The 13932-nt window shown below is 62.6% G+C and carries 11 protein-coding genes; 6 read left to right on the forward strand and 5 right to left on the reverse strand.

Features of this window, described 5'->3' with window-relative positions; translation table 11 throughout:
- Positions 1-22: 22 nt before the first annotated feature.
- Positions 23-457 (forward strand): DUF695 domain-containing protein, encoded by a 435-nt coding sequence (locus SKZ59_RS16760; RefSeq protein WP_052755885.1) that lies wholly within the window; start codon positions 23-25, stop codon positions 455-457.
- Here SKZ59_RS16760 and bla read toward each other — a convergent pair whose 3' ends face one another.
- Together bla and SKZ59_RS16770 are read right to left on the reverse strand one after the other, a co-directional pair.
- The gene (gene bla, locus SKZ59_RS16765) at positions 458-1351 is read right to left on the reverse strand and encodes a class A beta-lactamase (protein WP_319992391.1); all 894 of its coding nucleotides are present in this window, start codon (positions 1349-1351) and stop codon (positions 458-460) included.
- On the reverse strand, positions 1344-4028 hold the full coding sequence (locus tag SKZ59_RS16770) for a PAS domain-containing protein (RefSeq protein WP_319992392.1): 2685 nt from the start codon (positions 4026-4028) through the stop codon (positions 1344-1346). Before SKZ59_RS16770 ends, bla begins: the two co-directional genes overlap by 8 nt.
- Positions 4029-4538: 510 nt before the next feature.
- Between SKZ59_RS16770 and SKZ59_RS16775 the strand changes: the two genes are divergently transcribed.
- A complete protein-coding gene (locus SKZ59_RS16775) occupies positions 4539-6785 on the forward strand; it encodes a TonB-dependent receptor (protein WP_319992393.1) in 2247 nt (748 codons plus the stop codon).
- 78 nt (positions 6786-6863) lie between these two features.
- On the opposite strand, the gene gluQRS is transcribed toward SKZ59_RS16775, so the two are convergent.
- The 3 genes from gluQRS to SKZ59_RS16790 form a co-directional block, all read right to left on the reverse strand.
- Positions 6864-7841, reverse strand: coding sequence for a tRNA glutamyl-Q(34) synthetase GluQRS (gene gluQRS / locus SKZ59_RS16780; protein WP_072454336.1), 978 nt, complete (start codon positions 7839-7841; stop codon positions 6864-6866).
- A 166-nt stretch (positions 7842-8007) separates the two neighbouring features.
- Entirely contained in the window at positions 8008-8820 is an 813-nt protein-coding gene (locus SKZ59_RS16785) for an outer envelope protein (protein ID WP_319992570.1), read from the reverse strand.
- Between the two features lie 202 nt (positions 8821-9022).
- Entirely contained in the window at positions 9023-9214 is a 192-nt protein-coding gene (locus SKZ59_RS16790; protein WP_319992394.1) for a hypothetical protein, read from the reverse strand.
- Positions 9215-9258: 44 nt separating this feature from the next.
- Here SKZ59_RS16790 and SKZ59_RS16795 point away from each other — a divergent pair, with 44 nt between their 5' ends.
- The 4 genes from SKZ59_RS16795 to SKZ59_RS16810 are packed head-to-tail and all read left to right on the forward strand — an operon-like array spanning position 9259 to position 13862.
- On the forward strand, positions 9259-10773 hold the full coding sequence (locus SKZ59_RS16795; RefSeq protein WP_319992395.1) for an ABC transporter ATP-binding protein: 1515 nt from the start codon (positions 9259-9261) through the stop codon (positions 10771-10773).
- Positions 10766-11842, forward strand: a complete 1077-nt coding sequence (locus SKZ59_RS16800; RefSeq protein ID WP_319992396.1) for an ABC transporter permease — start codon at positions 10766-10768, stop codon at positions 11840-11842. The genes SKZ59_RS16795 and SKZ59_RS16800 overlap by 8 nt, the downstream gene beginning before the upstream one ends.
- On the forward strand, positions 11835-12764 hold the full coding sequence (locus SKZ59_RS16805; protein WP_034760016.1) for an ABC transporter permease: 930 nt from the start codon (positions 11835-11837) through the stop codon (positions 12762-12764). The genes SKZ59_RS16800 and SKZ59_RS16805 overlap by 8 nt, the downstream gene beginning before the upstream one ends.
- A 21-nt stretch (positions 12765-12785) precedes the next feature.
- Positions 12786-13862: a BMP family ABC transporter substrate-binding protein gene (locus SKZ59_RS16810; RefSeq protein WP_319992397.1), complete on the forward strand. Its 1077-nt coding sequence runs from the start codon at positions 12786-12788 to the stop codon at positions 13860-13862.
- Positions 13863-13932: the final 70 nt, after the last annotated feature.

Below are 13932 nucleotides of genomic sequence, written 5' to 3' on the forward strand. Positions count from 1 at the left end.
TATTTTTTTGACTGTTGCAACCATGAACGAAAATTCCACTTCCGCCCGCAGTTGGGGCACCATCGTCACGCATAGCGACGAAATGGCCATCATCTACCGCTATGTCGATACTTTCCATGACGACTGGGACCTGTCGTCGCAGCCGGACCGCATCATCATTGCCTGGCGTTATGAGGACGAAACGGGCATGCCCGCGCCGAACGAGCGCGAGCACATGGAGGAACTGGAAGCGGCGCTGGCGCCCGTGGTGGAAGAAGACGGCTTCGCCACCTTGGCGCTGGTGTCCACGGGCGAAAACTTGCGCGAATGGATTTATTACACGCAGTCGGGCGAAGAATTCTTCAATCGCCTGAACACGGCGCTGGCGCCGCGTCCAAAGTTCCCGATCGAAATCCGCAGCGCGGCCGACCCCGCCTGGTCGACGTATGCGGGGTTCATGGCGGCACTGCCGAAGTAATTACACCAGCGCGGCCGTCACGATGCGCGTGGCGGCCGTGATGATGTCCTGGTTCGTGTCCGCATTTTTCTGTTCGCGCGTGTAGTACACGGCGATCACCAGCGGTGCGCCGCTGGCCGGGTAGGCCACGCCGATATCGTTGACGCTGCCATAGGCGCCCGAGCCGGTTTTATCGGCCACTTGCCAGCCGGCCGGCACGCCGGCGCGGATGCGCTTGTCGCCCGTCGTGTTGCCGCGCATCCAGGTGTCCAGTTGCTGGCGCTGTGGTGCCGGCAAGCTATTTCCCAATAATAATTGCTGCAAGCTGTGCGCCATCGACGCGGGGCTGGCCGTATCGCGCACTTCGCCGGGGATGGCGCTGTTCAATTCCGTTTCCCAGCGTTCCAGCTGGAACACCGTATTGCCGATGCTACGCGCAAACGCCGTCACGGCTTGCGGCCCGCCCAAGAGTGTCATCAGGAAATTGGCCGCGCTATTGTCGCTGTATTGCAAGGTGGCGGCGCACAGATCGGCCACGTTCATGCCGTCGGCCAGGTGCTTTTCCGTGATGGGCGAATAGGTGACCAGTTCTTTTTTCTCGTAACGCACGTGCTGGTCCAGCAAGCCCGGCTGGCTGGCGCTGCGGGCCAGCACGGCACCCGCCAGCATGGCCTTGAAAGTGCTGGCCAAGGGAAAGCGTTCGTCGGCGCGATAGGTAACGCGCAGCTCGCTGCCCTGGCGCCAGGCGGCAACGCCGAGGCGTCCGCCTGCGGCTTGTTCCAGCGCGGCCAGTTGCGTCTGGGCGGTGGCGATGCTGGTGGCGGGCGCGGCAAACAGCAACGGTGCCGGGCACAGCAGGGTAGCGCCGCCGGCCAGCAGGAGGTTGCGGCGGACGTGGTTCAGGGATTCAGTCATGGTCTGTCAGTGTTTTTGGAGTGGAAAGGGTGGCCAGCAGTTCGCCGATGGCGAGCAGGTTGGCCGGTTTGGTCAGATGGTGGTCGAAGCCGGCCGCGCTCGACTGGCTGCGGTCGTTTTCTGCGCCCCAGCCTGTCAATGCAACGAGCACGACGTTGGCGCCGGCCGGTATCCGGCGCAGCGCGCGCGCCACTTCGTAGCCGTTCATGCCGGGCAGGCCGATGTCGAGGAAGATGACGTCTGGCAAGAATTGCGGCGCCACAGCCAGGGCCTGCGCGCCATCGTGGGCCACCTGCGTGGCATGGCCCATCATGTCGAGTACGGCGGCGAGGGTAACGGCCGCGTCGACATTGTCGTCGACCACCAGCACGCGGAATTGCGGGCCGCTGGCGGCAATGGCGGACGCGGCGGGCGCGGCGGGTGATGCGGGTGTTGCTGGCGCCGCCGCCAGCAGCGGCAAGCGCACGCTGAAGGTGCTGCCCAGGCCGGCACCGGGACTGGCCACCGTGGCGCTGCCGTCATGCAACTCGGCCAGGCGACGCACGAGCGACAGGCCGATGCCCAGGCCGCCCTGAGCCCTGCCCATGTTTTGTCCCACCTGTGTGAACATGTCAAACACGGTCGCGATCGATTCAGCGGGTATACCCACGCCGCTGTCCTTGACTTCGATCAATGCCTCGTGGCCATCGCGTAATGCGCGCAAGCTGATGTGGCCGCCGGCCGGCGTGTACTTGGCGGCATTGTTGAGCAAATTGCCCAGTACTTGCGCCAGGCGCGTGGGGTCGGCCTCGAGCGGCAGTGCCTGCTCGTCGAGTTCCACTTGTAACTGGTGACGGCCCGCTTCGATCAGCGGCATGCTCGTTTCCACGGCGCTGGCGATGATGGTTTTCAAGTCCGTGCGTTCAAGCTTGAGTTCGATCTGCCCCCGCGTGATGCGGGCCACGTCCAGTAAATCATTGACCAGATGCACCATCTGATTGACTTGCCGCTCCATCACGTCGCGCACGCGCGCCACGGTGGCGGGCTTGTCGGCGGCCAGGCGCATGATCTGCAAGCCATTGCGGATGGGCGCGAGCGGGTTGCGCAGTTCGTGCGCCAGGGTAGCGAGGAATTCCGTCTTGCGCTGGTCCATTTCGGACAGGTTGTCGGCCAGCTGGCGCAATTGCTGCTCCGAGCGCTTGCGCTCGCTGATGTCGCTGAACAATACCGTCAGCAGGCGGCTGCCGGGGCCGCCCAGGCGCGCGGCGAAGACCTCGAACCAGCGCTCCATGGCCACGGCTTCGTTTTCGTAGCGCACGGGCTCGCCGGTCTTGACGACCTGGTCGTACAGGTCGAACCAGTGCTGGTCGTGGTCGGGCACGAAGCTGCGGATGGTCTTGCCGATGGCGTTTTCCAGCCCCGATTGCTTGACGAAGGAGGGATTGCCTTCCAGGTAGCGGAAATCGACGGGGCGGCCCTGCTCGTCGTACAGCATTTCGATCACGCAAAAGGCCTGGTCCATCAGCTCGATCAGGGTGCGGTAGCGTTCCTCGCTGCGGCGCAGCGCATCTTCCACCTGCTTCTGGCGCGTGATGTCGAGCAGGACGCCGGGCAATTGCAGGGGCGTGCCATCGGGCGCGTATTCCGCGCGGCCCCGCGCGATGACCGAGCGGTACTGGCCATCGCCGGCGCCGACGCGATAACTGGCCTCGAACGGCGTGTGCGCCTGCAGCGCCTCGGTAATCTGCGCGCTGACTTGCTCGCGGTCATCGGGATGGATGATGTCCAGGTAGCGCGCCAACGGCGCCGCCGTGGCCGCATCGGCATTGACGGGGAACAAACGCGCCATATTGCTGTCGGCTGTGACCCGGTCGGCAACGATGTCCCAGTTCCAGGTGGCCACTTCGCCGGCCGCCAGGGTCAGGCGCAGGGTTTCCTCGTTCTGCTTGCTGGCCGTCAGGTCGAGCGAGATGCCGGACAGGGCGATCACGTTGCCGGCGCCGTCGCTGGCGCAGGTGCCGCGCATGTGCGCCCAGTGCAGCGAACCATCGGGCCAGCGCACGCGCAGGTCGATTTCGAAATCGCCAGCGCTGGCGATGGCCGCGTGCACTACGGCTTGCCAGTGCTGCAGGTCGCCGTCGAGCATGGCGCCCGTCAGCTGCGCGTAATCGATGTGGCTGTCAGGCGGCAGGCCCAGATTGGCCTTGAAGGCGTCGGAGCAGGCCATGCTGCCGCTGCCCAGGTCGATTTCCCACGTGCCCATGCGGCCGCCCTGCATGGCCAGGCGCAGCCGCTGTTCCGTCTGCCGTTGCTGCGTCACGTCACAATGCGAACCGAGCCATTCAACGATGCTGCCATCGGGCGCCAATACCGGCAGCATGCGCACGAGCATGTTGCGGTAGGCGCCGCTGACGTGGCGCAGCCGGTATTCCGCTTCGAACACGCTGGTCAGATGCGAGGGCACGACGTAAGGCAAGTTGCGGTCATCCGGATGCAGGGCATTGACCCAGCCGCGGCCCAGCAGTTCGGCCTCGGTCTGGCCCGTGAAGGCGCGCCAGGTGGGCTGGTCGGCATCGAACTGGCCAAAGGTTTTCGTGCTCCAGACGATGTCGCAGTGGGCGCTTAACAGTAAATGCGCCGCCTGGGCGGCGACGGTGGAGGACGGGACGGCATTGCTGGGCAGGCTGGGTTCTGGCATGGCGGCGATCAACGATGGTGCAGGGGGCCGCCACCGCACTGGAATGGGGCGGCATGGCAGCGCAAGTCTGGCGATATTACAACTATTTTTACCGTCGGGGCTGTCTTGCAGGATGCCAATTCCGCTTTCGTCTGGCCTGGCGAAAAAGGCATGCCATACGGCAAGTCATCAGGGCAAATCGCAAGGCAAGGGCGTTATTGTGGCTGAATAACCACTAGTGGGCCCTTTATGTTGATGAATGAATATTTTACATAACAATATTCTTGCAGCGCATAAGGCGCTTGAATTAAATTGGCGCCTTACTCAAAAGTTGGTGTTCATCAGACATCCCGGAGATGCGGCCGCTACCGCTGTCAGCCAGCACGACAGCCAGGGCAGAGCCAGTGACGCCAGGAGCGGAGAGACATCCGCTCGCGCTGTTGCACCGTGATGGTGCACACGATCATCCAGCGCCGTACATAAGCCGGAGACAGGTTTCGCAATTCTTTTTTTAAACTTCTGGGAAACAACATGATCAAGATGTCCAAGATGCACAAGCGGTTGTGCGCCAAAAGCGCCGCCATGCTGGCACTGTCCGCAGCCCTGCCTATCGGTGCGGCGTATGCAGATGAAGTCGCTGCTGAGACGGCGCCTGCCGCCAGCCAGCTGGAAACCGTGACCGTGACGGCGCAGCGCCGCAAGGAAAATATCCGCGACGTGCCTGTCTCTGTTTCGCTGCTGCGCGACGAGAAGCTCGACGTGCTGGTCTCCAGCGGTCAGGATATCCGCGTGCTGGCTGGCAAAGTGCCGAGCCTGAACGTGGAATCGTCGAACGGCCGCACCTTCCCCCGCTTCTACATCCGCGGCTACGGCAACACCGATTTCAACATCTTTGCATCGCAACCTGTTTCCCTGATTTACGACGATGTCGTGCAAGAAAATCCTATCCTCAAGGGCTATCCGATTTTCGACGTGGCTGGCGTGGAAGTATTGCGCGGCCCGCAAGGTACCTTGTTTGGCCGCAATACGCCTGCCGGCGTGGTCAAGTTCGAATCCGTCAAGCCGAACCTGGACAAGGTTGAAGGCTATTACAACGTTTCCGCCGCCACGCACAACACGACCAACTTCGACGGCGCCGTCAACGTGCCGCTGAGCAAAGAATGGGCGCTGCGCTTCTCGACCCTGCGCCAACACCGCGACGATTACGTCGACAACACGTTTACGGGCCAGAAAAACGCGCTGGACGGCTACGACGAACACGCCGAACGCGTGCAACTGCTGTACGCACCGAACACCATGTTCAACGCCCTGTTCAATGTGCACCAGCGCAGCACCACGGGCAGCGCGCGCATCTTCTACGCCAACATGATCAAGCAGGGCACAAACGATATCGTCGATGGTTTCGACCCGAACAAGTCGTTCACGAATGCACCGAACTTCCAGCGCCTGCGCACCAACGGCGCCAGCGCCCGCCTGAGCTGGGACCTGGATGGTATTAAACTGTACTCGGTCACCGGCTTTGAACAGGTCGGCAATTACGTGTCGCATGGCGACATCGATGGCGGCACGCCGAACGGATTTGGTCCGACCAGCCCCAACTTCATTCCTTTCCAGGTTGAGACGGCTGGCGGCATCACCAGTGTGAAGCAATACTCGCAAGAATTCCGCGCCGAATCGAAAAATGCCGGTCCGCTCAACTGGCAGGCTGGCGTGTACTACTTCAATGAAGATGCCAATGGTTTCACCGACAACTTCGATACCAACACGCATGTGCTGACCACACACCTGGCCAGCCGCCAGAAGAACTCGGCCTGGGCAACGTTTGGTTCCGTCAACTACGCCGTCAACGATGACTTCATGCTGCGCGCCGGCTTGCGCTACACCAAGGACAAGAAGGATTTCAACACGGTGGAAGCGACCAACATCGTGCAGGTCAGCCCGACCAGCGCCGATGTCAGCAAAGCCAAGGTCAACTGGGACTTGAGCGGCACCTATAAATACAACAAGGACGTGAACTTCTACGGCCGCGTCGCCACCGGTTTCCGCGCGCCAAGTATCGCTCCGGCCAGCACCAGCGTGCCCGTCACCGTGGCCGATGCCGAAACGATCACCTCGTTCGAAGCCGGTATCAAGGCCGACCTGTTCGAGCGCCGCGCCCGCGTGGCCTTCAGCCTGTACAACTATCAGGTGAAGAACCAGCAGTTGACGGTTGTGGGCGGTACCTCGAACGTGACGCGTTTGATCAATGCAGCCAAGACGAACGGCCGCGGCGCGGAACTGGAACTGGAAGGTTTTGTCACGCCGAGCCTGAAGATGTCCCTGGGCGGCAGCTACAACTTCACGGAAATCAAGGATCCAAGCCTGTCGATCGCTACCTGCGCCCAAACGCGTTGCACCGTGACCGATTCGCTGACCACCGGCAACCGTGCCATCATCGATGGCAATCCATTGCCGCAAGCGCCGAAGTGGACGATCACCGCCACGGGCCGTTATTCGATCCCGATGGAAAACGGCGAATTCTTCGTCTTCACGGACTGGGCTTACCGCAGCAAGATCAACTTCTTCCTGTATGAAGCGACCGAGTTCACCGGCAAGGCAATGGTCGAAGGCGGCTTGCGCGTAGGCTACACCTGGGATGCTGGCAAGTATGAAATGGCCGTTTTTGGCCGCAACATCACCGACACCCAGCGCATCACGGGCGCCATCGACTTCAACAACCGCACGGGCTTCATCAATGAGCCACGTCAGTTTGGTGTGCAGTTCAAGGGCAACTTCTAATTGCCTGATACCAGGCGCCGGCCCTTGCGGCTGGCGCCTGCATTGCTACCCGCCGACGGTTCGCCGCGGCGGGTTTTTTTATGCCCGCTCGGGAAGTTGTGCCAGCCTTTGCGCCCAGGCGGGAATGGCTTGCCGCCAGAAATCTTCCACGCTGTCGGCACGCACGTCGAGGCCGAGGAAGCGGGCGGCCGGCAGCAGCGCCGACGTCAGTAGTTCGGCTTGTGTTCCTGTATCGAAGGCGAGGGCACCCGTCTGCTTGGACAGCTTTTCGCCGCTGTCGTTCGTGACGACAGGCACGTGCAGGAAGCCGGGATGGGGCAAGCCCAGCACATCCTGCAGATACAGCTGGCGCGGCGTGGAATCGAGCAAGTCCGCGCCGCGCACCACCTGCGTGATACCCTGCGCGCCATCGTCGACGACCACGGCCAGTTGATACGCCCAGTAACCGTCGCCGCGCAGCACGATGAAGTCGCCCACCTCGCTGGCCAGGTCCTGCCGCTGCGGACCCGCCCAGCGGTCGGCAAAAGCGTACATCGCATCCGCCCCCTGCGGCACCCGCAGCCGCAAGGCCCGCGCCGCCTTGCCCGGCGCCAAACCGTGACGGCACGTGCCCGGATACACGGCGGCCCCATTCTTCGGCGTTCCCGCCTGCAAGTTCGAATCCTGGATCTCCTTGCGCGAACAGCCGCACGCATACACGAGCCCATCGTCCTGCAACTGCTTGAGCGCCGCCTCGTACAGCGGCAACCGCCGGCTCTGCCACGTCGCCTCGCCATCCCAATGCATGCCGCAGCGCTGCAGGCTGGCCAGGATGCCGGCGTCGGCGCCTTCAACATTGCGGTCATAGTCCAGGTCCTCGATACGCAACAGCCACGTGCCGCGATGCACCTTCGCATCAAGATAACTGGCCATGGCGGCAACGAGCGAGCCCATGTGCAGGGGACCGGAGGGGGAGGGGGCGAAGCGGCCGATGTAGGGGGAGGAGGAGAGAAGACTGTTCATGCGTGCTGGCAAAGCGGCGACGGCGCTTGTTAACCGGAGTGGAGCAAGCGTCAAGTATCGTGGAGGGAATCAGACGTGTCAAATGCGGAAAGCGCACGGGCGTGTGCAATCAGCTCCGTTTGCCTTTGTCATATTGTAGTGGCTGTCCACGAACGTAGTCTCTCCAGTACAAAGTTTCCATGCCGGCATTCGCTACGTTCGTGGGTATTGATTGCTGCAATTAGAAATGATACTCCGCACGTATCATCGGCGTCTTCGCCGTCTGGCCCACGTTGCCCGTGGTGGCGGGCGAGTTGCCGAACTTGTTCTTCCAGTACTGGTATTCCAGGCCCACGCGGAAGGTGTTCTTGGCGCTGCCCAGGGCCGCGCCCACGTCGAACATCACCTGCATGTCGATGTTTGTTTCCACCGCCGTATCACGGCCGACTTCATCCTTGCCTTTCGAATCGATGAGGTTAAAGAAGCCTTCGAACGAGAACAGCGGCGACAGGGGGATGGCCCAGGCGCCCGTCAGCATGGCGTGCGTTTTATACGTGTAGCGGCCCGTCACTTGCGAGATGGGCGGGAAGGCGCCGCTGGGGGCGTTGCTTTCGCGCAGCAACAGCAGGCTGGTGTTGAAGAAGCCGGGCACGTCCCACATCAGGGTAGGGCCGGCCACCAGCATGCGCTTGCGCGAGTTGTAGCCGACGTCGTTCTTGGTGTTGACGTCGAAGCCCAGGGTAACGCCGACGCCGCGCACGGGGCCGAACTTGATGTCGCTGCCGCGCACCTTGCCGATGTCGATGGTGTTGCGGTACACGAGATACGCTTCCTGCGCGCCGGACGTTTTACCGAGCGCGCCAGGGTCCTTGCTGTCGGACATGAGGAAATCGAGATTGACGAAATTGCTGCCGTATTTGTAGCCGCTGGCGTGCGTGATGGCGAAGATGTTTTTCTTGATGTCGTCCGGATTGAACGGCTCGCGGTAGTCATTGCCGGCGCGCCAGCTCAGCGCGGTATCGCTCCATTCGGCAGCCTGGGCGGTTGCGCCCACGCCGAGAGTGGTAGTGAGGCAGAGCAACAGACACGGTAGGTTTTTTGGCACTTTCGGCTCCTGATGGTGTGAGAAAACGGGAACGGGGATAGCAGGGTGCGTAGTGCGCACGAAGCGTTGCGATGAGGAAAATTGCGCACCGTTCAATCCATGATGCGAGAAGCGCCGCGTCGGGCGATATGTCTTGTCTGCATACTTACTATCAGTTCCTGCATATAATCATCGCACCTTCCCGCCCTTGCGGGGCAAGGCAGCCGCTGTAAAGCTGATAATTTTTTTCAAAATTGTATACAGGTGTTGTTTTTTTGCGGAAATAGAAATGCGCGCCGCCGTGCCCGCCCCCCAAGCGCTGCGGATGCCGATACGATAGAGACAGAGTGTTGATTTTTTTCACCGATCAACATCCCGCATACCATGCAGCGAGGCACGAAAAAAACAATGACGGCACGCCTGGAATTACTCGATATCAGCAAGCGCTATCCGGCCGTGGTGGCCAACGACGGCATCTGTCTCACCGTCGCGCCCGGACAGATCCATGCCGTGCTCGGTGAAAACGGTGCCGGCAAATCGACCTTAATGAAAATCATCTACGGCGCCGTGCAGCCCGATGGCGGCCGCATCCTGTGGAATGGCCGCGAAGTGGAGATCGCCAACCCGTCGGCCGCACGGGCGCTCGGCATCGCCATGGTGTTCCAGCACTTTTCCCTGTTCGACACCTTGACCGTGACGGAAAACATCGCCCTCGGTTTGCCGGCCGGCACCAATATGGCGGAGCTGGCGCAGCGCATCGAAGACACGGCGCGCCAGTACGGCCTGGACCTGGAGCCGCAGCGCCACGTTCACACCCTGTCCGTCGGCGAATGCCAGCGCGTGGAAATCGTGCGCGCCTTGCTGGCCAAGCCGCAACTGTTGATCCTCGACGAGCCGACATCCGTGCTGACGCCGGGCGCCGTCGAAAAACTGTTTACCACTTTGCGCCAATTGGCGGCCGAAGGCTGCAGCATCCTCTACATCAGCCACAAGCTCGACGAGATCCGCGCCCTGTGCCATACCTGCACGGTCGTGCGCGCCGGCAAGAACGCGGGCGTGTGCGATCCGTCGCAAGAGTCGGCGGCCAGCCTGTCGCGCATGATGATCGGCGCCGAGCCGCCCGCCGTCACGCGCGTGGCGCGCACGCCCGGTGCGGCCATGCTGAGCGTCAAGGGACTGGATCTGCCGAAGAGCCACCCGTTTGCCACACAGTTGACGGACATCAATTTCGACGTGCGCGCGGGCGAGATCGTCGGCATCGCGGGCGTGTCCGGCAACGGCCAGCAGGAATTGCTGGCGGCCCTGTCGGGCGAGGACATGCGCGCCCCCGCCGCCAGCATCGTCCTGAACGGCACGCCGGCCGGACGCTTGCCGCCGGGGCGCCGGCGCGCGCTGGGCTTCGGCTTCGTGCCCGAGGAAAGGCTGGGACGCGGCGCCGTGCCCGACATGGCGCTGGCCGACAACGTTTTGTTGAGCCTGCAGACACCGGCCACCATCCGCCACGGCTTCGTGCGTCATACCGTCATCGCGCAGCGGGCGGCCGCCATCATCGCCCGTTTCCAGGTGAAAGCGGGCGGGCCGCAGGCGCTGGCGCGCAGCCTGTCGGGCGGCAACTTGCAGAAATACATAGTCGGCCGCGAAGTCATGCGCGAGCCCACGGTGCTGGTCGTGGCGCAGCCGACCTGGGGCGTGGACGTGGGCGCGGCCGCGCAAATCCGCGCCGAATTGCTGGCGCTGCGCGACGCCGGTTGCGCGCTGCTGGTCGTATCGGAGGAACTCGATGAATTGTTCGACATCAGCGACCGCTTGCTGGTGATGGCGAAGGGAAAAATCTCGCCGTCGCTCGACGTGGGCGAGGCCAGCGTGGCGCAGGTGGGGCAATGGATGAGCGGGTTGTGGCCGCAGGAGGCAGCCCATGGCTAAGTTTGCCTTGCGCCTGGAAGCCCGTCCGTCCCCGTCGCGGCTGATGTCGTGGCTGTCGCCGGTGCTGGCCGTCTTGCTCACCGTGCTGTGCGGCGCTTTGCTGTTTATTGTGCTGGGACACGATCCGCTGGCGGGACTGGCCGTCTTCTTTGTCGAACCCTTGCGCGACGCGCACGGCTGGTCCGAGCTGGGTCTCAAGGTGGCGCCTTTGCTCTTGATCGCCGTCGGCCTGGCCATCTGCTTTCGCGCCAACATCTACAACATCGGCGCCGAAGGGCAGTTGACCCTGGGCGCCATCTGCGGCGGCGCGGCCGCGCTGTACCTCGACGATGGCGTCGGCGGCGCGGCCATCATCGGCGTGTCCCTGGTGGCCGGCATGGCGGGCGGCATGGCGTGGGCGGGATTGGTGGCGTGGCTGCGCGACCGCTACAACGCCAGCGAAATCCTCGTCTCGCTGATGCTCGTCTACATCGCGCAATTGCTGCTCAGCTATCTTGTGTATGGCGTGCTGCGCGACCCGGAAGGTTTCAATTTTCCCCAGTCGAAACTGCTGTCGGACGGCTTGCTGCTGCCGATGGTGATCAGCGACACACGCTTGCACGTGGGTATCGTGTTTGCCTTGCTGGCCTCGCTGGGCGGCTGGCTGTACCTGTCCAGAAGCATCGCCGGCTTCCGCCTGCGCGTAGGTGGCATGGCGCCCGCCGCCGCGCGCTATGCGGGCTTTTCCTCGCGCAAGACCTTGTGGTCTTCCTTGCTGATCTGCGGCGCCCTGTCGGGCCTGGCGGGCGCCTGCGAAGTGCTGGGACCGATGGGGCAGTTGACGCCCACCGTCTCGCCCGGCTACGGCTTTGCCGCCATCATCGTCGCCTTCGTGGGCCGCTTGCATCCCGTGGGCGTGATTTTTTCCAGCTTCGTCATGGCCCTGTTTTATATCGGCGGCGAACTGGCGCAGTCGCGCCTTGGTCTGCCCAGCGCCATCACGGGCGTGTTCCAGGGCATCTTGCTGTTCGCCTTGCTCGCTTGCGACGTGCTGATCCAATACAAACTGCGCTGGAGAAAACATGGATAACCTGCTGCTGACCATCGCGCCGTTGATCGCCGCCAGCATCAATGCGGGCACGCCGCTGATGCTGGCCGCGCTCGGTTTATTGGTGAATGAAAAAGCGGGCGTGGTCAACCTAGGCGCGGAAGGCATGATGCTGGTCTCGGCCATCACGGGCTTTGCCGTGGCTGTCAACACGGGCAGTCCCACCCTGGGCTTCCTGGCAGGAGCGGGCGCCAGCATGGTGCTGTCCGGCTTCTTTGCCTGGCTGACCGTGTGGCTGGGCACGAACCAGTATGCGACGGGTCTGGCTTTGTCGCTGTTTGGCGCGGGCGCGTCCACGTATATCGGCTTGAAGTACGTGGGCAACAGCTTGCAGAACGGCCGCTTCGGCATCCCCTTCCTGGAAGACATTCCCGTGCTGGGCCCGGCCCTGTTCCGCCAGCATCCGATGGTGTATCTGTCCTTGCTGCTGTGCCTGGCCATCGCCTGGTTTCTGTACCGCACGCGGGCGGGATTGGTGCTGCGGGCCGTGGGCGAGTCGCCCGCGTCCGCGCATGCGCTCGGCTACCCCGTGCGCCGCATCCGCCTGGCGGCCGTGCTGTTCGGCGGCGCCTGTTGCGGTCTGGCCGGTGCCTTCCTGTCGCTCGTCTACACGCCGCTGTGGGTCGAGGGCATGGTGGCGGGGCGGGGCTGGATCGCGCTGGCGCTGACGACCTTTGCCACCTGGCGTCCCGCGCGCGTGGTGGGCGGCGCCTATTTGTTCGGCGGCATCACGATATTGACGTTCCACGCGCAGGCGCTGGGCGTACCGATTGCGTCGCAATTGCTGTCGATGCTGCCCTACGTGGCGGCCATCGTCGTGCTCGTGCTCATTTCCAGCAACGCCAATTACATCAAGCTCAACATGCCCGCTTCGCTGGGGAAAAATTTCAATCCCGGAAATTAATCACTGACCACAAGGAAAACCATGTCCAAGAAATTGTTGTGCGCCGCCGTTTGCAGTGCGATTTTGATGCCCGCCATGGCCGCCGCGCCCGCCGCCGCTCCGCTGAATGTCGGTTTTGTTTACATTAGCCCCATCGGCGACGCGGGCTGGACCACCCAGCATGACCAGGCGCGCAAGGAAATGGAAAAGGCGCTGGGCAGCAAGATCACCACCAAGTACGTGGAAAACGTGCCGGAAAGCGCGGATGCGGAACGGGTGATCCGCGACCTGGCGCAAACGGGCAGCAAGCTGGTCATCACGACCTCGTTCGGCTACATGAATCCCACCTTGAAAGTGGCGAAACAATTTCCTAATGTGAAGTTCATTCATTTGACGGGCTACAAGACGGCCGTCAACGTGGCCAACACGAATGCCCGTTTCTACGAAGGCCGCTACCTGGCCGGCGTGTTGGCAGGCAAGATGAGCAAGACGCATGTGGCCGGTTACGTGGCGGCATTCCCCATCCCGGAAGTGTTGCAGGGCGTTAACGCCTTTACGCGCGGCATGCGCAGCGTCGACCCCAAGGCGGAAGTGAAAGTGGTGTGGGTCAATAGCTGGTTCGATCCGGGCAAGGAGCGCGACGCGGCCATCACCCTGATCGGCCAGGGCGCCGACGTGGTCACCCATCACACGGACTCGACCGCCGTGGTGCAGGCGGCGGAAGAGAAAGGCAAGTATGCGATCGCCTACCACTCGGACATGAAAAAGTACGGACCGAAAGCGCAACTGGCCGCCGTCACCCACCACTGGGGTGACTACTATACGAAGCAGGCGCAAGCCGTGCTCGACGGTACGTGGAAGTCCAGCAGCACCTGGGGCGGCATCAAGGATGGCATGGTCAAGCTGGAAGGCATTAACGCCGCCGTGCCGACCGACGTGAAACAGTTCGTATTGGCACGTGAGAAAGAGTTGGTAGCTGGTAAGCTCAATCCGTTCAGTGCGCCGATCAAGGATAACGATGGCAAGGTGCGCCTGGACAAAGGCGTGCTGGACGATGCGGCGCTGACGAAGATGGATTATTTTGTCGAAGGCGTGGCCGGGAAAGTTTCCGGAAAGTAATAGGTTTGAGTATAAACTTGCTGTAATATTGCCGGAAACGGGAGCCGGGCCGGGGAGCGCATTCCCGGCC

The sequence above is a fragment of the Janthinobacterium sp. GMG2 genome, from assembly GCF_033949445.1.
GTDB classification, from domain to species: domain Bacteria; phylum Pseudomonadota; class Gammaproteobacteria; order Burkholderiales; family Burkholderiaceae_D; genus Janthinobacterium; species Janthinobacterium aestuarii.

What these genes read in the sequence shown, in the direction of transcription:
- SKZ59_RS16760 (WP_052755885.1), top strand. Translation starts at nt 23, where the DNA reads ATGAACGAAAATTCCACTTCCGCCCGCAGTTGGGGCACCATCGTCACG.
- SKZ59_RS16770 (WP_319992392.1), bottom strand. Translation starts at nt 4,028, where the DNA reads ATGCCAGAACCCAGCCTGCCCAGCAATGCCGTCCCGTCCTCCACCGTC.
- SKZ59_RS16805 (WP_034760016.1), top strand. Translation starts at nt 11,835, where the DNA reads ATGGATAACCTGCTGCTGACCATCGCGCCGTTGATCGCCGCCAGCATC.
- SKZ59_RS16810 (WP_319992397.1), top strand. Translation starts at nt 12,786, where the DNA reads ATGTCCAAGAAATTGTTGTGCGCCGCCGTTTGCAGTGCGATTTTGATG.
- bla (WP_319992391.1), bottom strand. Translation starts at nt 1,351, where the DNA reads ATGACTGAATCCCTGAACCACGTCCGCCGCAACCTCCTGCTGGCCGGC.
- SKZ59_RS16795 (WP_319992395.1), top strand. Translation starts at nt 9,259, where the DNA reads ATGACGGCACGCCTGGAATTACTCGATATCAGCAAGCGCTATCCGGCC.
- SKZ59_RS16775 (WP_319992393.1), top strand. Translation starts at nt 4,539, where the DNA reads ATGATCAAGATGTCCAAGATGCACAAGCGGTTGTGCGCCAAAAGCGCC.
- SKZ59_RS16800 (WP_319992396.1), top strand. Translation starts at nt 10,766, where the DNA reads ATGGCTAAGTTTGCCTTGCGCCTGGAAGCCCGTCCGTCCCCGTCGCGG.